This is a genomic window from Frankia sp. RB5, from assembly GCF_059816245.1.
This window is the reverse complement of sequence record NZ_JCBATA010000010.1, coordinates 43,015-62,192: the sequence shown is the minus strand read 5'-3', so window position 1 is coordinate 62,192 and position 19,178 is coordinate 43,015. Positions and strand designations below refer to the sequence as shown.

Sequence of the window (19,178 nt, the reverse complement as noted above, 5' to 3'; positions counted from 1 at the left end):
CGCGGCCCCGTCATCCGTCGGCTGGGCCGGGGTCCAGGCCGTCCGGGACCGGCGTCCCGGTGATCTCCCGCCAGGCCGCGTCGAACACGTCGGGCTGCTCGAGACGCTCATCGCGCAGCAACAAGACGATCCACGCATCGAAGTCGTCGATCTGATGGCTGCTCGCGACGCCGCGGGCCTGCGCGAGGCCCCGAATCAGCCGGTCAGTCTGCCCGGCGCCGCGGAGCCTCTCGCCGCTGTTGGCGAGCGATCGGATCAGCCCGGCGGCGAATGCCTGCGGGTAACGCCGGTACAGGTCCTGATAGAGGGTGACGGCTTCGGTGATGGTGGTGAGGGCGTTCTCGCGCTGTCCGAGGTCGGCCAGGCGGTTGGACTGGTTGTTCAGGGAGCTGGCGAGGTCGGGGGTGAAGGTGTCGGGGTGTGTGGTGGCGAGCTGGCGGTAGAGGGTGACGGCTTCGGTGATGGTGGTGAGGGCGTTCTCGTGCCGTCCGAGGTCGGCCAGGCGGTTGGACTGGTTGTTCAGGGACTTGGCGAGGTCGGGGGTGAAGGTGTCGGGGTGTGTGGTGGCGAGCCGGTGGTAGAGGGTGACGGCTTCGGTGATGGTGGTGAGGGCGTCCTCGCGCCGTCCAAGGTCGGCCAGGCGGACGGACTGGTTGTTCAACTGGCGTGCGAGGTCGGGCGGCTGGTCAGTGTTGCGGCGTAGCTGGTCGATGGTGAGGCCGGTGAGGGTGGCGGCGGTGTCGGTGAGGCGCAGGGAGAAGTTGGGGAAGGCGTCCAGAATCGCGGTCAGGTCATGCAGGGGGAGCTGGGTGACGGCGGAGCTGATCGGTGGCTGAGTGAGGAGGCCGGCGAGGAGGGCGGGAACGCCGTTCTGGTGGGCGGCGGCGCGAGCGAGGACGATGAGCGCCTGAGTCAGCTGGCGGGGGCGCGCGGTGGCGAGAACGTCGGTGGCGAGCTGGGGGTAGGGGTCGCTGCCGGCGGTGAGCGTGTGGCTGACGAGATGTTCGGCGATGCGGTCCGGTTGCAGGGCTCCCCAGTAGCGGTCGTCGGCTGCCGGGTAGAGGTGGTGCAGCCACTCGGCGAGGGTGAGTCGCGAGGCGGGTGGCTCCTCGCGGAGGTCGGCGAGCCGGCCGACGGTGTCCACCGCCTCGGCGCGGTCCGCGGCGCCGCACAGGGCGGCGGTGACGACGGCCCAGCGCAGCAGGACATCCGGAAAGCGGGGTGCCAGGCCGCGGGCGGTGGCGCTGGCCGTCCAGTAGCGCTGCTCGTGGCCGAGCAGCACATCCGCGACATCGTCGCCGGCGCTGGCCTCGACGGGCCGGGGGCCGGCCTGCAGCAGAGCGGTCAGTGCGGCCATCTGCAGGGTGAGAGCCAGGGCGTACCGGTTGGCGTCCAGATCGCGAGGGGCGGGAAGCCTGCGGGCGATGGTCGGCCAGTCGGCGGTGGAGTCCGTTCGTGCCCAGACGGTGGCCAGGTCGATCGCGGCATGGTGGAAGGCGTCGGCGCGGGTGCCGTCCGGCTGCAGGGGCGGCAGAGGTCGGGGTTCGACGGTGGCGCACAGGTCCGGGAACTGCGAGCGGAGCTGGGCCCACCAACCGCTGTCCCTCGACGCGGAGCGGGCCAGCAGCAGCGCCCGCACGGGCGCCGCGGTCCGCTGCCGCAGGATCCGGAGCAGGGCGTGCGTCTGGTCGTGGCGGGTGTCGGCGTAGTCGACGACGATCAGCACGGGCGTGTTGGTGTCAGCCAGGATGGTGATCTGGTCGGTGGTGGCGTCGGCGGCGAGGAAGCCGGCGACCCAGCCAGCGGCGGCCAGATCCGCGCAGACCTGCTCGGCGAGGCGGGTCTTGCCCTGGCCGCCCGGTCCGGTCAGCGCCTGCACCTTGGCAGTGGTGCCCGGGACCTTGGTGCCCGGGACCCTGGTGGCTGGCTCGGTCGAAGCGGTGCACCAGTCAGTGAGGGCGCGGCGTTCGTCGTGGCGGCCGTAGAAGCCGACGACCGCGCGCAGGGGGTGCAGCAGCAGGGCGGGGGAGTCGCCCCAGTCGTCGATCGTCTCCGTGAACAGGCGGTGCAGCTCCACCGACTCCAGCGCCAGCGGCCGCCCGCCGGTCAGCGCGTCGCGGAACGCGGCGTCGGCGGCGAGGACCCGCAGCGGGGTCGCGCGCAGGCGACGCTCCCCGAAACCGCCGGTGCGCAGGGTGAGGATGCCGAGGAGCAGCCCGTCCGCGAACAGGCCCGCACCCGACATACCCGACCAGGGCGATGACTGGCCCGAGCGGGGCGGCGGTTCCGCGGGGAATTCGCGGATCAGCACGTCGTAGCGCCGACCCTGCTCATCCACCCCCGGGTTGACAGGGCCGGTCGCATGGTCCCGGACCCGCTCCTCGCCGTCCTTCAGGCTGCGGGGGAAGCCCTGTGCCTCGCAGTCCACCTGGCCGGCCAGGCCAGTCAGCCGGCTGAACCGCACCGGCGGCAGCGCGGGCGGCTCCCATCCGTCGCCCTCGGCGCCGACGCGGAGAACCGCGACATCCATCGCGTCGGACAGGTCGGCCCAGGAGACCGTCGCGGGCCACCAGCGGGCCGAGCCGGACAGCCGCACCTCCAGCGGGCCCAGCACCCGGCCGCCCGGCTCCGCGATCACATGGGCCGCGGTGAGGACCAGCCGGTCCGACACGAGCACGCCGGAGCCGACCGACACCTCCTCGTCGGACAGCCGCGCCCGGACGGCGACGACCCGCCCGGACGGCACCCCCGCCCCCATCGCCGGACCCCGACGACTCAGCCGCGTTCCCGATCCCGGATGCGGGCCGGACCGCCGGTGGCACCATCCTGCGGCTTCAGTACCAGCTTGAGCCGGTGCGTGGACGCGGCGGACACTCCGCCTTTGCCGCCGAGGGTGACCACCCCGAACCGCACCCCGGCCTCGCTGGCGCCGTCCCGGCGAACCTCGAGCGCGAACTCCAGCTCGACGGGCTCGACCTCGAACCGGAACCGCGGATGATCCCCCGCCGCGTCCGCCGCCGCCTCCAGCTCGGCCCGCAGCGCCCCGACCGCCTCAGCCAGCCCGACCCACGGCTCATCCGTCACGACATCCCCGATCACCGAAACAGGTGACCGAATGCTCGCACATCACCACAACAAGCCAGTCGACAACCCCGAACGGAGTCAGGGTGACGCTCCGATCGGATAGGACGACAGCTGGCCACAGGATGTGGCTCGCGTCGCCGTGCGATGGCCTCCTACCTGCGCGTGGTTCGTCCGAGATGTGGCTTACGTGACCGGCTGGCGGCCGGTGCTGATCATGGCCGCTCCGGGTGACGGTGGCTGGGGGTGCGGCCGCCGGCCGAGGGGACGGGACCTGGAGATCACAACTCCGCACCTGAGCTAGCCGAAGACCTCGATGGGGCAGGAGGCCGCGCCGCTGCGGGCGATGCGGGCGTCGCTGGTGATCAGGGGTAGGCCGAGCGCCTCGGCGAGCGCGACGTACTGCGCGTCGTACGCGCTGAGGTTGTGGTGCAGCTCGCCGACCCGCCGCCACAGTGCGAAGGTCTCGTGCCGTTCGAGCGGTAGCACCTGGTAGTCGGTGATGGCTCTGGTGGTTTCCCGCTCGGTCAGCCGGCGGCCTCGGCGCATCCCGTACAGGGCCGAGAGGACCTCGTAGTCGAGCAGGCTCGGCGCCGCGAGCGAGATCAACCCGGCGAGTCGGCGCCGGACGGCGGCACCGGCATCGCCGTGGTCCGTCAGGGTCCTCACCAGAGCCGAGCAGTCGATCACCGCCGCGTCGCGGTTCAACGGCTCGCCCGGCCCTCGTCGATCGCCGCGAGGATGTCCGACGTGGCGACCTCGGACGCGGTCGTGGCGTCAAGACGGGCCATCATGCTCGCCAACGTGGGCGTGCGTGCCTCCCGCGTCACCAGGTCGAGGAGGTACGCCTGCAGGCTGCGTCCACCCTCCGCGGCCTTGGCCTTCAGCGCTTCGAGGGTCGCCTCGGGCACGTCCCGGATGGTGATCGCCGTCATGGTCGCACCCTAGCCCGTGTGCCTGCGTTATGCAGGCACACGTCGAGGTTCGCTGATGCGGGGAACGGCGGCACCGTGTCGCGAACCCCGGGTTCCCTGTCCGCTTTGCCCCGGAATTCGCGACACAGACTGCCGTAACGCTGCCATGACCCGCCTCGCGGCGAGGATCGCGACGTTGGCAACGCAGGGGATGCGATCTCTGCGGCGCCGTGATGGACCGGTTGTGATCGCCCGCGACATGAACGCCGACGTGACGTACGATTTCCTGTACAAGTGGCCGAGAGCTCGGGAGGCTCGATGAGGACGATGACGTACTCGGAGTCGCGCGCACGTTACGCCGAGACGCTCGACCGCGTGGTGCAGGACCGGGAGGAAGTCGTGATCACGCGAGCTGGCCACGAGCCCGTGGTCATCGTCTCCCTCGACGACTACCAGTCGCTCAAGGAGACGGCCTACCTACTCCGCAGCCCGGAGAACGCGCGGCGCCTGCTCACCGCCATCGACCGGCTTGAGAGCGGTGGCGGAACCGTGCGGGATCTGGTGGAATGAAGATCGTCTGGGACGAGAACGCCTGGGATGACTATGTGTGGTGGCAGGGGCAGGACCGTAAGATCCTTCGCCGCATCAACGCTCTGATCCAGGACATCGCCCGGAACGGCAACGAGGGAATCGGTAAGCCGGAGCCCCTGAAACACGGGTTCCAGGGGTACTGGTCTCGCCGCATCAACGACGAGCATCGTCTTGTCTACCGGACGACCGGAGACGAGATTCGGGTCGCCCAGTGCCGATATCACTATGGCCGGTAGTTCGCGTGCCCGGACCTGCCCAGCGGGATTCGACCCTCGGCCAGCGTGGTGGTTCACCGCGCCCGCCGTGGGCGCTGCTGGGGGAGGGACCGAAGTGAGGGCCAGCGGGTTCTGAGGGCGTCGTGCATGGCCGCGGTGAGCTGGCGCAGTCCGTCGTGCCCGCCCTCGTGCACGGTCAGGTGGTGGACGACCGCGAGGCGGTGGGCGAGGCGCTGGCGGGCGGTCGCCGTGCCCCAGCGCCAGTCGCGGTGCGGGATCGTGGCGAGGTGGTCGCGGGTCCCGCGGTGCGCAAGCTGTACGAGGGAGTCGCCGCGTAGCAGCCAGCCGGCGCAGGCGTCGGTCAGATCGTCCGGGACGTCGGTTCTGGTGTGGTGGTGCCAGGTAGCGCGGTAGGCGGCCTCGGCCTCGGCCAGTAGTCGGGGCGGCGGAGCGGTGGCGCACCAGCAGGTCGGGAATCCGATGCGCAGGTAGGCGAGCTCGACGAGGCCGTTGCCGAGGGACGCCTGCTCGAAGTCGATGAACCGGATGCCGTCGCTCGTGTGCAGATCGTTGCCCGGGCAGGGATCGCCGTGCAGCAGGGCCAGGCCCGGGGTGTTGGTCAGGCGTGGAGCGCCGGCCAGCCCTGGCGGGCGGGTCAGCCGTTCGACCAGGCCGTACAGGTCAGCGCGCGTTCCCGCTGGCGGGGTGACATCGAGAGCATTGGCGAGGGCGACGAAGGCGTCGACGTCGTCCTCGGTCGGTCCGGACCAGGCCGGGAGCGCATCCGGGTCCGCCGCCCTGGCGCAGGAGTGGAGCCGTGCCAGCGCCTCGGCGTAGCCGACCACCCAGTCCTCGCCGGGTCGTCCGGGCTGCACGTGTTCGACGATGAGGAGGCGCCGGGCCGGGTCGGTGCCGAGGAGTCTGGGCGCCACCGGCGGGGTGACCTGGGACGCGAGTCTCAGCGCGGCCACCTCGCGGGCGTACCGCTCGGCTGCCCGCGGCGCGTCGACGAACTGCTTGACCACGGCACGCCCGCCGACACCGGCCAGCTCCACCCGCCACACCCGCGACCGCGGGCTGCTGCGTAGACGACGCACCCGCCGAGGCGCCCCCAGATCAGCCCGCAACTCCTCCCGCACAGGCGGCCGCGACCACATGACCACTAGAATGGAATATCCGCCGGTAGCACGACGGCCCTGCGGGCGAGCACCGCTTCGGCGAAGATGTCGGGTGGCCGGTAGTGATGCCCCTCGACGTAGTGGAACACCAGGTTAGGCGCGAGCAACAGTTCCCCGCCGGCGCCGACCACGCCGATCTCGGCGCCGACCACGCCGATCTCGGCGCTGCCGAGCCGGGCTTCTTCGCCCCCTCGATGGGCGATGCAGATGGGGGCTGTCATCGTGGCGTGTGGTAGCAGGCAGTTGTGGAATCCCCGGATCGTGGCCGGCTGCACCAGGTGCCTGCCGGACCGCTGCTCGGTCACAACCTCCTGCGGCTGACCCCGGCCGAGCAGCAGACCCGGCGATGAGCGACGCGGCGAGGACCTGCCCGCGGCTCGACCTCTCAGCCACGCTGACCTACGTTGACCACTCCGGCCGCGATCTGCCCGCGCGCCGGAGTTCCGAGTGAAGGAGCCCCATGGAGGGAATCGACCCCGCGGTGCCGCCGAGCGGCACGGGCTGCGCCGACTGCGAAGCCATGAACCCGCCCAGCTGGTGGTTCCACCTGCGGCGGTGCGCCGAGTGCGGACGCGTCGGCTGCTGCGACTCCTCGCCCAACCAGCACGCCAGTGGGCACGCCGCGGCCACCGGTCACCGGTTCGTGCGCAGCTTCGAGCCGGGCGAGAAGTGGTTCTGGGACTACGGCGAGCAGGTCATGTACGAAAGCGGCCCCGCGCTCGCCGCTCCCGAGCACCGTCCGCTGAGCCAGGGCGTGCCGGGCCCGGCCGCGCGGGTGCCCGGTGACTGGGCCGAGCACCTGCACCGGTGACCGGTCAGGCGTCGATGTCCGCGGCCGCGGCGAGCACGCTGCCGAGCAAGCCCGGAAAGCGGGCATCGAGGTCGTCTCGCCGCAGCTGGACGGCGTGCTCCCGGCCCCGCACCCGCGTCGAGGTGACCCCTGCTTCGCGCAACGTCCTGAAGCGGTGCGACAGCGTGGACTTGTGGAGGTCCAGCTCGTACACCGAGACGAAGTCGATCCGGTCCTGCTCGGGCTCCGGGAAGGCGCGCAGGCGCAGGACTACGACGCCCTGTTCGTGCCGGGTGGCCTCGCCCCCGGCGAGTTGCGCAGGAACGAGGCGGCGCTGGACTTCGTCCGTGAATTCGCGGCAACCGGTCGGCCGGTGGCCGCGCTGTGCCACGGACCCCAGGTGCTCATCAGCGCCGGGCTGGCCGAAGGCCGCCGCATGACGTCCTGGCGGGACGTCGCCCCCGAGATACGCGCCGCCGGCGCCACCTACGTCGACGAGCCGACGGTGGAGGACGGACAGTTCATCACCGCCCGTAAACCGGGGGACATGCCGGTGCAGATGCACCGCCTTCTCGAGGTGCTCGACGAGCGTCGTGAACAGAACAATAAGGAGAACGCGTGAAGCACACGGCACTGGGCGACGGTCTCATCGTCCCGGCGCAGGGACTCGGCGCGATGGGCATGAGCGCCTTCTACGGCACCACCGACGAGACCGAGGCGATCGCGACTCTGCGGCACGCCCTCGACATCGGCGTCACCCTGATCGACACGGCCGAGGCGTACGGGCCGTTCGAGAACGAGAAGCTGATCGCCCGCGCGCTCGGTGACCGGCGCGACGAGGCGGTGCTCGCGACGAAGTTCGCCACCGAATTCGACGACGAGGGCCGCCCGCACGGCCTCAACGGCCGCCCGGAGTACGCCCGCCGCGCGGCGGAGCGTTCCCTGCGGCACCTCGGCACCGACGTGATCGACCTGTTCTACCTGCACCGGGTCGATCCCGCCGTGCCGATCGAGGAAACCATCGGCGGCATGGCCGAACTGGTCCGCGACGGCCTCGTCCGCCACATCGGGCTCTCGGAGGTCTCGGCGGCCACCATCCGGCGCGCGCATGCGGTGCATCCCCTCGCTGCGGTCCAGTCGGAGTTCTCCTTGTTCTCCCGGGATGTGCTCGACAACGGCGTGCTGGACACGCTCCGGCAGCTGGGCATCGGGCTGGTTGCGTTTTCCCCGCTCGGCCGCGGCTTCCTCACCGGCCAGATCACCACGGTAGACGACCTGGAGCCCGGCGACGCCCGTCGGACGCTGCCCCGGTTCCAGCCGGAGGCGATCGAGGCGAACCTGCGGGTCGTCGACCAGGTGAGGCGGATCGTCGCGGCCAAGGAGGCCACGCCCGCCCAGGTCGCGCTCGCGTGGGTTCAGGCCCAGGGCGCGGTCGCGATCCCCGGCACCCGGCACCGCTCGCGCCTCGACGAGAACGCCGCGGCCGTCGACCTGGTGCTGACCGCGGACGACCTCACCGCCCTCCGGCGCGCGGTGATCGAAACCGGGGTCGCCGGTGAACGGGACACCGAGGCCGGCTTGGCCCGGATGCACGCGTGATCGGCACAGTGTCCGCCCTGCCGGCTCAGACGTCGGCCGGCTCGTCGAGCACGGTCAACCCTTCGGCGGCCAACGATGCGATCTGCAGCTCCTGCGGAGTGAGCTCGTCCCGACCTCCGATCCTTGGGGAGACGGTGGCGGGCGTGCCGCCGGCGGCGGTGAGCTCAGCGTCCGCCCGCGCCGCCCAGCCCCGCCCCCCGGCATCCTCGAAAGCCGCACTCGCCGCGGCGAGGTGGTGGCGGGCTGCGGTGATCCGCCCGGGCAGCGGCCTCGGCCAGCATCGTCTTGCCGATCCCCGCCTCACCGGCGATGATGACGGCCTGCCCCGTGGCCGTCATCATGTCGATCAGATGAGTCAGCACCGACATTTCCGACGAGCGGCCGATCAGGAGACGTCATCCGTTCTTCCCAGCTGTCCCGCATGAGGACAAAGTCGGCGCCGCCGGCTGTTGGGGCAGGCCACGACACGTCAGCACCACACCACTCCGGAATTCGGCGCCACGAGAGAAAGAACATCGATGACTGAGCCCAAGCCCGTCCTCGAACCGGTCGCCCAGGCCTTCGCCGACGCGAACTCCACGCCCCCGTTCCTATACCAGATCTCCCCGGAAGAGGGCCGCAAGATCGTCGACAGCGTGCAGGCCAATCCCGGCCAGGTGCCCGACGCCGACATCTCCGACCTGACGATCACCGGCGGCCCGACCGGCACTGTGCCGATCCGGATCGTCCGCCCGGCCGGCGCGACCGGTGACCTGCCCGTCATCCTTTATGTTCACGGCCTCGGCTGGGTCTTCGGCGGGCCGCAGACCCACGACCGGCTGATCCGCGAACTCGCGACCGGGACCGGGGCGGCCGTGGTGTTCCCGGACTACAGCCTCTCGCCCGAGGCGAAGTACCCGACCGCGATCGAGCAGATCTACGCCGCGGCGGAATGGATCCACACCCACGGTGCCACGCAGAGCCTGGACGCCAGCCGGGTCGCCGTCGCGGGCGACTCGGTGGGCGGCAACATGGCCACAGTCACCACGATCCTGGCCAAGCAGCGCGGTGGCATCTCCTTCGCCGGCCAACTGTTGTTCTACCCGGTGACCGACGCAAGCTTCGACACCGGCTCCTACCACCAGTTCGAGACCGGCTATTTCCTCGCCCGCGAGGGCATGCAGTGGTTCTGGGACCAGTACACCACCGACCCGGCGCAGCGCGCCGAGATCACCGCATCGCCGCTGCGGGCGACGACCGACGATCTGGCGGGCCTTCCCGAGGCGTTCGTCATCGTCGGCGAGGCCGACGTGCTGCGCGACGAGGGTGAGGCGTACGCGGCCAAGCTGCGCGAGGCCGGTGTGCCGGTCACCGCGGTGCGTTACCAGGGCATCGTGCATGACTTCGTCGGGCTCAACCCGTTGCGTGGCAGCCGTGCCGCGCAAGCGGCGATCACGCAAGGCATCGGCTTCCTCGCCGGCGTACTCGGCACCGCCTGAGGGGCGCCGGTTACAGGCTTGGGCCGTTCCGCGGGCTCACACCTGTAACCAGCCGCTTGCCTGGCCGTCCCGCGTCGAGGTCGATGACGATCACGGGTTTGCGCGACCTCGGCCTTCGACACGGGTCAGCACCTCGACACAGCGCCGCGGACAGCTGCTCTCGAGCCTCGGGCACACGTCGTTCCCGGCGCAGCCACCGGCCGTAAGCCAGTTGGGTCCGTGCCTGTTCCAGTACTGCCAGCCCATCGCGTCCCCGCTCGAGCGACGCTTCAAAATGGATGGCGACCTGGTTGCCTTCGGCGAGCAATGCTCAGCATCGCTGCACCAGCATGTCCAGATCTGGTGACCTCAACCAGGTGGCATCGCGTTCGGCTCCTTCGAGCATTCGTCGCGCCGATGCGACCTTGCCCGAGCCGACTGAGGCGCCCGCTTGCGCTATCGTCGAGCAGGCAGCAGGCGCTGGGACGAGAGCACAGAGGAGGGTCGCATCCTCATGCACGAGATCGCACCGGAGTCGCCGTTCGCCTTGCTCTCGGACGACGAAACCCGCGCCTGGTACGCGTACATGAAGGTGCACTTGCGGTTACGGTACGAGATGAATCGTCAGCTGCGGGCCGAGCATGGGCTCTCCCTCGCCGATTTCGACGTTCTCGTGGCCTTGATCAGCGACGAGCACGCGACTCTCTCGGTTTCCGATCTGGCCATCCGCATCGGGTGGGAGCGCAGCCGAGTCAGTCACCACATCCGCCGCATGGCCGACCGGGGCCTGGTCGAGAACACAGTCAGCGAGACCGACAAGCGGGTCACCGTGGTGTCGCTGACATCTGCAGGGCGCGGCACGCTCGCCGCGGCGTCTTCCAGTCACGTCGAGCTCGTGCGGACGATGTTCCTCGAACCGCTCGACAGTCGGCGAACCCGGCAACTCGCCGAGTTGTTCGAGCAGATCTACGACAACCTCATTGCACACGGCACATTGCCGCGCCCCGCCGACCACCCATGATCCACGTTGCGGTTGTCCCCGTCATCGTTGCCGTGCAAGAAACTCCGGCAGCCGCATCACCGATGGCCGCAACCGGGCGGTGGTGCCGAAGTCCGCGGCGTACGACGGTGGCTTGCCGAACCACTCGTACATGGCTCTCTGATCATCGTCCTCGATCTCATCTATCCGGTCCGCCTCGAACCGCGTCGGCACACCGGACTCGGCCTGCAATGCCTCAGCGATCTCCTCGGCGGTGAGCTCGTCTCCGCCGATCTCCAGGCTTCCGTGGGGAATCTTCCCTGCGTCCATGACAGCCGTCGCGCAGATCTCCCCGATGTCCTCGACCGCGATCATCTGCAACGGGACACCGGGGAGCAACGGATACCGAAACACCCGTTGCCGGTCGTCGCCGGAGACCGGAGACCAGTTGATCAGGTTGTCCATGAAGAACACCGGCCTGATCACCGTCAGATTCACTCTCGAGCCACGCGAAGCGACGTCCCGCAGGTCGGTTCGCACCGTCACCGCGCTGCCACGCTCGATCACGGGGTGATGATCGTGTAGACCTTCGCGATGAGCCCGTTCTCGACGAGGCAGATGTCCATGCCTCTCGCGGCCGGCGCCTGCCCTTCGGGTCCGAAGTGCCAGGCCAGGAAGCCGAGATCGTGGTTGACGAAGATGGGTCCGCCTTCGGTGAACGCAAAACCGGGTGCTTCGTCGAGCAGCCTCTGCGCCTTGGCGTTCAGGGCTTCGCGCCCCACGACGACCTCTTCCGGGTCGGCGAAGACGACGTCTTCGGTGTAGGTGCGCTCGACCGCTGCGGCGCGCAGCAGCGGGTCGCGCTCGCCGAAGACTTCGTGCAGGTTCGCCTTCATCAGCGACTCGATCTCGTCGGACATGGTTCTCCCATTCTCGTCTTACGTGAAGTGTCATCTAATCGTGATAGGCGGTCAAGGCCAAGCCCCGGTCGTCGCGGACCTCGACGGGCCGGCCGAAGGGCAAGCAGCCCGGCATGGCGGGGACGACCCGCGCGATGGTCGATGACCCGGACGGGATCCGCACGGCCGACCCGTCGCTATGCGGGGACTGCGGATTCCCGCTGGCCGGGGCGCCGCGGGCCACGACGCGGTGCCACCAGATCGTCGAACCGCCGCCTCCGCGCCACGCGTGGTGCGGTGCTCACACGTTGCGTGACCTGCGGTCCATCCACGACGGCGACCCCGACGGGCAGCTGTGGGCCGAGGCGATGGCGACGACGCTGCTCGACGCCCACCACGCCGCGTGCGACGCCCGCGACACCGCGCAGAACGCACTCGCGCCCGAGGCCGTCGTCTTCATCCGCAACCACTATCGCGACGCGCTCGCCCGCGGTGAGACCGACAACCACGGCGACCTGTCCTCGCTCGCCCACGACGCCCGCACGCTGATCCGCCGGATGCGCCGCGAGGAGGACATGATCCTCCGGTTCGTCGTCGACCCGACCGTGCCGTTTTCTAACAACCAAGCGGAGCGCGCCGTCAGGCCGGTCAAGGTTCAGCAACGAACCTCCGGTGGGTGCTGGCGGACCCTGGCCGGCCTCGTCGACTTCGCCGTCGTGCAGTCCTATCCATCGACCGCCGCCAAGTGGGGCCTGAACACCCGCGACGTCCTCGAACGCCTCTTCGCAACTGGTCTCTGGCTACCGCCCGCCGCCGAACCCGGCTGACGCGCCCAGCCTGCCATACCGCCATCACGAGCCCCGTGCGCGTCCCGCACGGGGCTCTCCACCCTGCCCTGACGCGGACAAGCGTCAAACGCACCTCCTACCACCCGAGCTGAACAGCTACTTTCCAGGTGGTTAAGCCGGACGCGCGGGCCCCGACGAAGCAACGGGCGCGACCATTAGAGCGGAATATCCGCTGGTAGGACGACGGCCCTGCGGGCGAGCACCGCTTCGACGAAGATGTCGGGTGGCCGGTAGTGGTGTCCCTCGACGTAGTGGAACACCAGGTTAGGCGCGAGCAACAGTTCCCCGCCGGCGCCGACCACGCCGATCTCGGCGCTGCCGAGCCGGGCTTCCTCGCCCCCTCGGTGGGCGATGCAGATGGGGGCTGTCATCGTGGCGTGTGGTAGCAGGCAGTTGTGGAATCCCCGAGTGCGAAGGATGGAGTGGTGGGCGCAAAGATAGAACAGGGCGTCGAGGAAGGCGCCGTCGGGAAGTGCGGTCGGGAATTCGTGCTCGGGCTCCAGCCAGCCGACCGTGAGCGCCGGAGTCCCAGGCGGCGGCCAGCCATCGACCCTGGACGTCACTTCGAGATAGGGATGTGCAGAAAGATCCTTCAGGTATGTCATTGGACGGCCTTTCGCGTCGTTTGCTCTGCTCTTCCTGATGGGCGGCGGTCCTATGGGGCTGCGGCCTACCAGCCCACGACCACCCGGCAGGCAGCCCAGTGCCAGTCCCCCATATTGGGCTCTAGGAGCTCGGAGAGTCGTGTCGGTCTGTCCACGGTTCTAGAGGTTGGCGCTATGTGGAGGTTCGGCCCGGGTAGAAGCGAATAATCTGGAATGCTGCTGCCGGCAGGGTAGGTGAACTTTTCGTAGAAGTCCGGACCTCTCGCCTCGACACGAGCCATGGTCGCGATATCATTTGTCTCGATGGCATATCCGAGCTGATCGGATATCGGCATACCATGTCGGATGTACATCGTCAGGCTGGTGCCTTCGGGGATGGTGACGGTCGAGGGATCGCCGGGCCGGATCGCCCCGTGGCCGGCGAACACGGGCCGAGGCGGTGCCGGGAGTAGATCAATCCCTTCTGTGGCAGGCGGGGTGACGTGGCCGATCCCGAGACCACTCTGCGTGAAAGGCGCCCGGTGGGCGAAGGCGCGGCCGCCGGCGCCAGCGAGGCCGCCCGTGGCGCTGCTGATGGTCAGCTCGGTGAGGTTGACGTGGCCGGGGTGGGCGAGTTGTTGGGCGGCGAGGTCCTCGGCGCCGCCGGCTGCCGCGCCCGAGCCGGCAGCGGCGAGATAGGAACCACCGGCGGACAGCAGACGGGTCGTGCCCTGGCCGGCGCCGCCGCCGACCGCTCCGACGATGCCGCCAATGGCCACGGCGCGGGGATCGAAGTGGCCCGTGACCAGGCCGATGCCGCCGGACGTGGCGGCCCCGACGAGAATGCCGGCGCCGATGGCCTGGCCGCCGGGCACGAAACACAGACCGACGCCGGTGGCGACGACCCCCACAGCGGCCAACGAACCCCAGGGGTCCTCCCTGATGTTCGTCCAGGCCTTCTCGAAGACACCGGCGCGCTGCTGGGAGAGGTAGTCCTGGTATTGACTGTCGGTGAGTGGGCGCTGGCCGGTGGGATCGAGGAAGCCGACCGGATTGTTCCAGGCGTACTGATACGGGTTGGCGGCGCCGGGCATGCCGGGTACGTGCGGAAGCGGATCTGTCGACAGGAACGAACGGGTCGCCGGGTCCAGGACGCGTTCGCGTTGCCAGACGAGACCGTTCACCGCGAGCTCGCCCCGAAACCCGATCGTCGCACCCTGCTCGGTGGCCGGATCGGTGGCCGGCGTGGTCTCGCCCCAGGGGTCATGGGGACCCTGGGCGCCAGGTGGCTGTGTCTCTGGCGTGACCCATCGATCGCCGAGCCGGCGGGCGTGGCCCGGCCCGGCGAGGGAGTCCCACAGCACGGGGGTGCCGCCCACGGCGATCGGAGCGCCACCAGCGTCGGTGACGAGCCGGGTCGTGCTGGCGCCGGTGCGATGGACAGCGTCCAGACGCCCGAGGTCGTCCCAGTCGTAGCTGACGGTGCGGCCGTCGCTGCGCCGTTCGGTGCGGCGGCGGCCGGCGGCATCGTAGCCGTAGACGGTACGGATCCGCTTTCCACCCTCGGCGGTGTCGAGGGTCTCGGTCAGTTGGCCGGCGGCGTCGTAGCGGGCCCGCCTGGTCTGGGTCGTCGTCGTGCCGTCAGCCCGAGACCGTTCTTCGGTGATCAGGCGCCCGCCGAGGTCCCAGCGGTAGCGGTGGCGACCCCAGGGGCCGTCAGCCTGGATGAGCTGACCGGCCGCGTCGTAGGCAAAGCGGACCGGTTGGCCCGCCACGGTGGTGCGGACAAGACGACCGTCGGCGTCGCGTTCCCCGGCCTGGGTGGCCGCGGTCCGGGAGGGCACGCGCAGCCGGCCCCGGTCCGGGTCGATGACGGCATCAAGATCGCCGTCGGCGGCGTACTGGTAGCGCAGGCCGGGCGCGCCGGGGACTCCCACGGTGGTGACACGGCCGTCAGGATCATGGTCCCAGGCGATGGTTCCGGCGGCGGTGGTGCGACGGGTCAGCCGGCCGACGGAGTCGTAGCGCAGCCGGACGTCACGGCCGCCGCCCTCGCGGGCACGGAGGAGACGACCGGCGGGATCGTAGTCGTAGGTGATCTCCGGGGCGTCGGCCGTGAGTGGTCCGCGGCCGGTGATCCGCCCGGCCCGATCTCGCCAGATGCGCGCGCCCGAGCCATCGGCGTGCTGAACGGTGTGGAGCAGGCCGTCGGCATCGCGGCTGATGGTCGTGGTCCGGCCCAGCGGATCGCTGCGGGTCGCCAGCCGGCCGACGGCGTCGTAGCCAAGGCGCGTGGTGCCGCCGAGAGGATCGGTCCAGGACGCCAGCCGTCCGCGCAGGTCGTAGTGATAGGAGCTGACGGCGCCGCGGGGGTCGGTGATCTCGGTCAGTGCCCCGCGGGCGTCATAGCGGTAGCGGTAGGTGGCGCCGCCGGCCAGGGTGAGCCGGGCTGGCAGGCCGAGTGGGGTGTTCTCGGCGACCACGCGGCCGCCGGACGGGCCGGTGATCGCCGAGACGGCGCCCAGACGGTCGTACTCCCAGCGCATGGTGCGCCCGTCCGGACGGATGAGGGCGCTGAGCCGACCAGCCGCGTCCCATTGGTAGCGCTCGGTGGCACCGGAGGGCAGGCGCGTCTCGGCGAGCCGTCCTGCCCGGTCGTAGCGATAGGTGATGGTCCGCCCGGACGGTGAGGTGATGGCGGCCTGGCGTCCGCCCGGCGTCCAGACGTAGGAGGTCTGGTTACCGGCGGGATCAACGACCCTGACGAGCCGCCCGGCCGCATCATGCTCGTGATGGGTGCGCGCGCCGGTGGGATCGGTCTGGCTGACAAGCCGTCCCACGCGGTCGTAGGTCCGCTGCCAGGTCTGACCGCCCGGCCCAGTGATCGCGACCAGGTGACCGCGTCCGTCGTGTTCATGGCGCCAACCGGCGCCGGCCGCGCTGGTACCGGTGGTCTGGTGGCCGTCGGCGTCGTAGCCACGCCGCAAGGTCGCGCCGGCCGGATCGGTGACGGCGACCAGACGGCTCAGGCCGTCGTGGGCGAACGTGAACGCGTTCCCGTCTGGTGCCACGACCTGGCTGGTGTTACCGAACCGGTCGTAGTCGAAGCGCACGGTCGAACCGAGCGGATCGACCACCTCGCTGACACGGCCCGACGGGCCATGGGCCGACTGCCACCGGCTCCCGGCCGCGTCCACGTAGGTCTCGGGACGGCCGGCGGGGGTGTGACCGAACTGGCGCGTCAGCCCGGCGAAACGCTCCAGGATCACCCGGCCGGCCGCGTCGGTCTCCCAGTCCCGAACCTGCCCATCCGGGCCGGTCATCCCGACCAGCCGCCCGGCCCGGTCGTAGCGGAAGGTCGTCTGCCCCCCACCGCGGGTCCAGATGCGGGTGGGCTGGCCGTCGTCGTTCCAGCGCAGGTGACAGGCCACACCGTCCGGATCGACGATGCAGGTCGGCAGGTCGTCGGCGCTGACGGTCAGGCGGGTGACGCCACCGGTGGGATCGACGATCTCGGTCGGGGTGCGAAACGCCGCGGCGTAGGTCCAGCGGGTCTCGTGCCCGCCGGAATCGCTATGCGCCAGCAGACGACCGGCCGCGTCCCAGGTGAAGGATTCGTCGAAATCCTCGGGGCCCGTCCGCCGGATGAGGTTGCCGGCGGTGTCATATTCCATTGCCCAGCGCGCACCAGAACGCTCCTGAACGCCGACCAGCCGGCCGGCCACGTCGAAGCTGCGGCGCATCACGTGGTCGGCGTCATCGACGACGGCCGTGAGCCGGCCGGCCTGATCGTGCTGGTAGCTGTTGATCGCGCCGCCGGATTCGTCGCTGACGATCGTGCGGTGTCCGCCCGAGTAGCGGAAACGCGTCAGCCGCCCCTCGGGGGAACGCTGGCTGATGACGCGGCCCGCCTCGTCATAGTCGGTCTGGACCAGCTCGACACCGTCGGCATCCACGACTCCGAGCAACAGGCCGGCCCGCGCCCGATAGCTTCGTGTGCCGCTTGGCCCGCCGCTGGCTTCGATCAGGTTCGCCGCATCGTCATAGCGGTAGCGAACCGACCGGCCGTCGCTGGTGCGGACCCCGACGATGAGGTCCCGGCTGGTGTCCCAGTCCAGTGTCAGATAACGGCCCGAACGAAGCTCCGACATCCGGACGAGCCGGTCGTTCTCCCAGGCGAGCACACAGGCGCGGGGACCGGACTCGATCCGGACCGGCCGGCCGGCGGGGTCGTACCACCAGCTCTCTTCGGAAGCCTGCCCGGCGTCGCGCACAAAACGGAAGCCTCCGGCCGCCGCTGCATCCGTCGCCGGCCCCCGGGTCGGCGCCGTTGGCTGGTCAGGTTCGGGCTGGTGTTCGGTGGCGGGCGCGATCTCGTTGGGGCTTCCCTCCGCCGAATCTGAGGGGGCGGCAGCCAGGCAATAAAGGACGGCACCCAGCAACGGCATGGGGGAGGGATCGCCCGCGGTCGGGCGCCGCACCAGCGATTCCGCGCCGTCCGGAGACCGCCACCGCACGACGTCCGCGGTGAGGTCGAGAGCGGTGTCGGCCCAGCAGCTCCAGCCCAGACCAAGAACACCGCGGTCGGCGAAGGCTCGTGAGTTGTAGGTGCGCCGCCAGCCCAGGCCGGCAGCTCTTCCCGGCATCGGCAGGTCCAGTTCGGACTCGACGAGGTTGCCGTTGGCCGTGCACACCGGGTCCTCGGCGAAGCCGCTGTCCAATGGGCGGCCCCGAATCTCCGGAGCATCCACCGTCAATGCTGTTGACGGCAGGGCGCCCACACCAGCCTTGGCCAGCGCGGCGGCAATCATGGTATCTCTGATCGTGACTATTCCGGCCGCTGTTCCTGGGGAACCGCCGTCCGCCGCGACAAAAGCCCCCTTGACACTGTCGACGAACCGCTCGCGCTCCTGGGCGTCGATCAGGTGGGTGGACATCTTCGCCCACAGGTCCGGATGGTTCAACGTGTACTGCGAGCCGAACGCCGACACCACCGAGTCGTAGCGGCTCTGTACCGCCGAAACCGCGCCTGACAATTCGGTCCGTGCCGCCGCAGCGTCGGTGACGAAGGTCTGCAGGTCGTCCGGGTCGGCCGCGCTGGTGGTCACCGGTCAACCGGCCGAGTAACCAGGAATGATCAGGCGATGCGTCACCGCGGTGCCTCCAGTAGCTCGGGTCAGGATGATCGAAAGCCTGGGCGGTCGACGTCCGGCAACGGCCCACCTTTTACCATAAACCCGCTCTTCGCTACAAAAGTCCAGGTGGGGACGCTCGGCGATGAAATTGCCTCGAGGTTGTGGTGCCTCGGCCGATTCCAGGACGGCGCCCGTCAAGCCCGGTTATGGGCAGGGTCGCTGTCACTGGTCGGAGGACGACGAGTCGTTCAGGGAGACGGCTTATCTGCTTCGCAGCCAGGAGAACGCCCAGTGCCTGGTCATCGCCATCGACCGGCTGGAGAATGGCGGCGGAGCTGTGCGGGATCCGGTGGAATGAGTCATCCGGACCGCCGTGCTTCCCCGCCGGTCATCGGCGGGGGAGATGGCGGGTGTGGGTGTAGGGGCGGCGGCCGAAGGCGAGGATCCTGGCGGGGTGAACGGCGTAGACGTGCGCGATGCCCTCGCCGCCGGGATGCCGGAAGGCGCCGTCATGGACGTCGAAGCGCCAACTGCCGTCCCATTTGGTGCGCCAGGCGGCTGCGAGGCGTTCCAGGGTCGCCGCGTCGGTCACGCGGGAAGCCGTGCCCTCGACCATGACGTCGAGGCCGCTGTCCCAGGTGTCGGTGCCGGTGGTGATGACCACGTGGGGGTTGGCGGCGAGGTTGACGGCCTTCTGCTCGGCCGGGCCGGTGCTGAAATGCAGGGCGTCGTCGAGCCAGACGGCGACCAGGGGGGTGACGTGCGGCCGGCCGTCGGCGCGCACCGCGGAGATCCAGCTGATCTGGGCGGCCTCGAGCACGGCGCGGGCCTGCGCCCAGGTGGTGGCCTGAGTGCCGGCGTCGCTGAAGCGCTCGTCGAGCTCGGTCAGCGGCTCATCGTTCATAGTC

20 protein-coding genes and 1 pseudogene are annotated in these 19,178 nt (G+C 70.2%); 8 read left to right on the top strand and 13 right to left on the bottom strand.

The features are described 5' to 3' along the window. Positions 1 to 10: 10 nt before the first annotated feature. The 4 genes from AC6EXY_RS07220 to AC6EXY_RS07205 form a co-directional block, all read right to left on the bottom strand. Positions 11 to 2,758, bottom strand: coding sequence for a P-loop NTPase (locus AC6EXY_RS07220; RefSeq protein WP_499816900.1), 2,748 nt, complete (start codon positions 2,756 to 2,758; stop codon positions 11 to 13). A gap of 17 nt (positions 2,759 to 2,775) precedes the next feature. Further along, on the bottom strand, positions 2,776 to 3,084 hold the full coding sequence (locus AC6EXY_RS07215) for a trypco2 family protein (protein ID WP_499816899.1): 309 nt from the start codon (positions 3,082 to 3,084) through the stop codon (positions 2,776 to 2,778). 297 nt (positions 3,085 to 3,381) lie between these two features. Next, positions 3,382 to 3,789 (bottom strand): type II toxin-antitoxin system VapC family toxin, encoded by a 408-nt coding sequence (locus AC6EXY_RS07210; protein WP_101832970.1) that lies wholly within the window; start codon positions 3,787 to 3,789, stop codon positions 3,382 to 3,384. Next, complete coding sequence (locus tag AC6EXY_RS07205) at positions 3,786 to 4,016, bottom strand: FitA-like ribbon-helix-helix domain-containing protein (RefSeq protein ID WP_101832971.1); 231 nt, start codon at positions 4,014 to 4,016, stop codon at positions 3,786 to 3,788. Before AC6EXY_RS07205 ends, AC6EXY_RS07210 begins: the two co-directional genes overlap by 4 nt. Before the next feature lie 297 nt (positions 4,017 to 4,313). On the opposite strand from AC6EXY_RS07205, the gene AC6EXY_RS07200 reads away from it, so the two are divergent. Both AC6EXY_RS07200 and AC6EXY_RS07195 read left to right on the top strand, forming a co-directional pair. After that, a complete protein-coding gene (locus AC6EXY_RS07200; protein WP_101833004.1) occupies positions 4,314 to 4,565 on the top strand; it encodes a type II toxin-antitoxin system Phd/YefM family antitoxin in 252 nt (83 codons plus the stop codon). After that, positions 4,562 to 4,822, top strand: coding sequence for a Txe/YoeB family addiction module toxin (locus AC6EXY_RS07195; RefSeq protein ID WP_101832972.1), 261 nt, complete (start codon positions 4,562 to 4,564; stop codon positions 4,820 to 4,822). Before AC6EXY_RS07200 ends, AC6EXY_RS07195 begins: the two co-directional genes overlap by 4 nt. A gap of 53 nt (positions 4,823 to 4,875) precedes the next feature. On the opposite strand, the gene AC6EXY_RS07190 is transcribed toward AC6EXY_RS07195, so the two are convergent. Continuing rightward, a complete protein-coding gene (locus AC6EXY_RS07190; RefSeq protein WP_499816898.1) occupies positions 4,876 to 5,856 on the bottom strand; it encodes an aminoglycoside phosphotransferase family protein in 981 nt (326 codons plus the stop codon). 107 nt (positions 5,857 to 5,963) lie between these two features. After that, a complete protein-coding gene (locus tag AC6EXY_RS07185) occupies positions 5,964 to 6,284 on the bottom strand; it encodes a DUF7919 family protein (RefSeq protein WP_101832974.1) in 321 nt (106 codons plus the stop codon). A 155-nt stretch (positions 6,285 to 6,439) separates the two neighbouring features. Here AC6EXY_RS07185 and AC6EXY_RS07180 point away from each other — a divergent pair, with 155 nt between their 5' ends. Further along, on the top strand, positions 6,440 to 6,790 hold the full coding sequence (locus AC6EXY_RS07180; RefSeq protein ID WP_101832975.1) for a UBP-type zinc finger domain-containing protein: 351 nt from the start codon (positions 6,440 to 6,442) through the stop codon (positions 6,788 to 6,790). Between the two features lie 4 nt (positions 6,791 to 6,794). Here the strand turns inward: AC6EXY_RS07180 and AC6EXY_RS07175 are convergent, their stop codons facing one another. After that, positions 6,795 to 7,160 carry a helix-turn-helix domain-containing protein gene (locus tag AC6EXY_RS07175; RefSeq protein ID WP_499816897.1) on the bottom strand — a complete coding sequence of 122 codons (366 nt, stop codon included), beginning with the start codon at positions 7,158 to 7,160 and terminating at the stop codon, positions 6,795 to 6,797. On the opposite strand from AC6EXY_RS07175, the gene AC6EXY_RS07170 reads away from it, so the two are divergent. Together AC6EXY_RS07170 and AC6EXY_RS07165 are read left to right on the top strand one after the other, a co-directional pair. Next, positions 7,056 to 7,391 (top strand): DJ-1/PfpI family protein, encoded by a 336-nt coding sequence (locus AC6EXY_RS07170; protein WP_499816896.1) that lies wholly within the window; start codon positions 7,056 to 7,058, stop codon positions 7,389 to 7,391. The genes AC6EXY_RS07175 and AC6EXY_RS07170 overlap by 105 nt on opposite strands. Beyond that, positions 7,388 to 8,368, top strand: a complete 981-nt coding sequence (locus AC6EXY_RS07165; protein ID WP_499816895.1) for an aldo/keto reductase — start codon at positions 7,388 to 7,390, stop codon at positions 8,366 to 8,368. Before AC6EXY_RS07170 ends, AC6EXY_RS07165 begins: the two co-directional genes overlap by 4 nt. A 164-nt stretch (positions 8,369 to 8,532) precedes the next feature. Here AC6EXY_RS07165 and AC6EXY_RS07160 read toward each other — a convergent pair whose 3' ends face one another. Next, on the bottom strand, positions 8,533 to 8,754 hold the full coding sequence (locus tag AC6EXY_RS07160; RefSeq protein ID WP_279354675.1) for a sigma 54-interacting transcriptional regulator: 222 nt from the start codon (positions 8,752 to 8,754) through the stop codon (positions 8,533 to 8,535). 132 nt (positions 8,755 to 8,886) lie between these two features. Between AC6EXY_RS07160 and AC6EXY_RS07155 the strand changes: the two genes are divergently transcribed. Beyond that, positions 8,887 to 9,846, top strand: coding sequence for an alpha/beta hydrolase (locus AC6EXY_RS07155; RefSeq protein WP_101832978.1), 960 nt, complete (start codon positions 8,887 to 8,889; stop codon positions 9,844 to 9,846). Positions 9,847 to 10,339: 493 nt separating this feature from the next. Beyond that, positions 10,340 to 10,846, top strand: coding sequence for a MarR family winged helix-turn-helix transcriptional regulator (locus tag AC6EXY_RS07150; RefSeq protein ID WP_101832979.1), 507 nt, complete (start codon positions 10,340 to 10,342; stop codon positions 10,844 to 10,846). A gap of 21 nt (positions 10,847 to 10,867) precedes the next feature. Here AC6EXY_RS07150 and AC6EXY_RS07145 read toward each other — a convergent pair whose 3' ends face one another. Both AC6EXY_RS07145 and AC6EXY_RS07140 read right to left on the bottom strand, forming a co-directional pair. Then, a complete protein-coding gene (locus AC6EXY_RS07145) occupies positions 10,868 to 11,371 on the bottom strand; it encodes an NmrA family NAD(P)-binding protein (RefSeq protein ID WP_101832980.1) in 504 nt (167 codons plus the stop codon). Then, positions 11,368 to 11,724 carry a nuclear transport factor 2 family protein gene (locus AC6EXY_RS07140; RefSeq protein ID WP_101832981.1) on the bottom strand — a complete coding sequence of 119 codons (357 nt, stop codon included), beginning with the start codon at positions 11,722 to 11,724 and terminating at the stop codon, positions 11,368 to 11,370. The genes AC6EXY_RS07145 and AC6EXY_RS07140 overlap by 4 nt, the downstream gene beginning before the upstream one ends. Before the next feature lie 53 nt (positions 11,725 to 11,777). Here AC6EXY_RS07140 and AC6EXY_RS07135 point away from each other — a divergent pair. Beyond that, positions 11,778 to 12,530, top strand: a pseudogene (locus AC6EXY_RS07135) (IS66 family transposase); the annotation flags it as partial. A 176-nt stretch (positions 12,531 to 12,706) separates the two neighbouring features. Here AC6EXY_RS07135 and AC6EXY_RS07130 read toward each other — a convergent pair. From AC6EXY_RS07130 to AC6EXY_RS07120, 3 genes are all read right to left on the bottom strand, one after another. Further along, positions 12,707 to 13,156, bottom strand: coding sequence for a DUF7919 family protein (locus tag AC6EXY_RS07130; RefSeq protein WP_499816894.1), 450 nt, complete (start codon positions 13,154 to 13,156; stop codon positions 12,707 to 12,709). Positions 13,157 to 13,221: 65 nt separating this feature from the next. After that, positions 13,222 to 18,243, bottom strand: a complete 5,022-nt coding sequence (locus AC6EXY_RS07125; RefSeq protein WP_499816893.1) for a putative adhesin — start codon at positions 18,241 to 18,243, stop codon at positions 13,222 to 13,224. A gap of 415 nt (positions 18,244 to 18,658) precedes the next feature. Then, positions 18,659 to 19,174 (bottom strand): pyridoxamine 5'-phosphate oxidase family protein, encoded by a 516-nt coding sequence (locus AC6EXY_RS07120; protein ID WP_101832985.1) that lies wholly within the window; start codon positions 19,172 to 19,174, stop codon positions 18,659 to 18,661. Between the last annotated feature and the right edge of the window lie 4 nt (positions 19,175 to 19,178).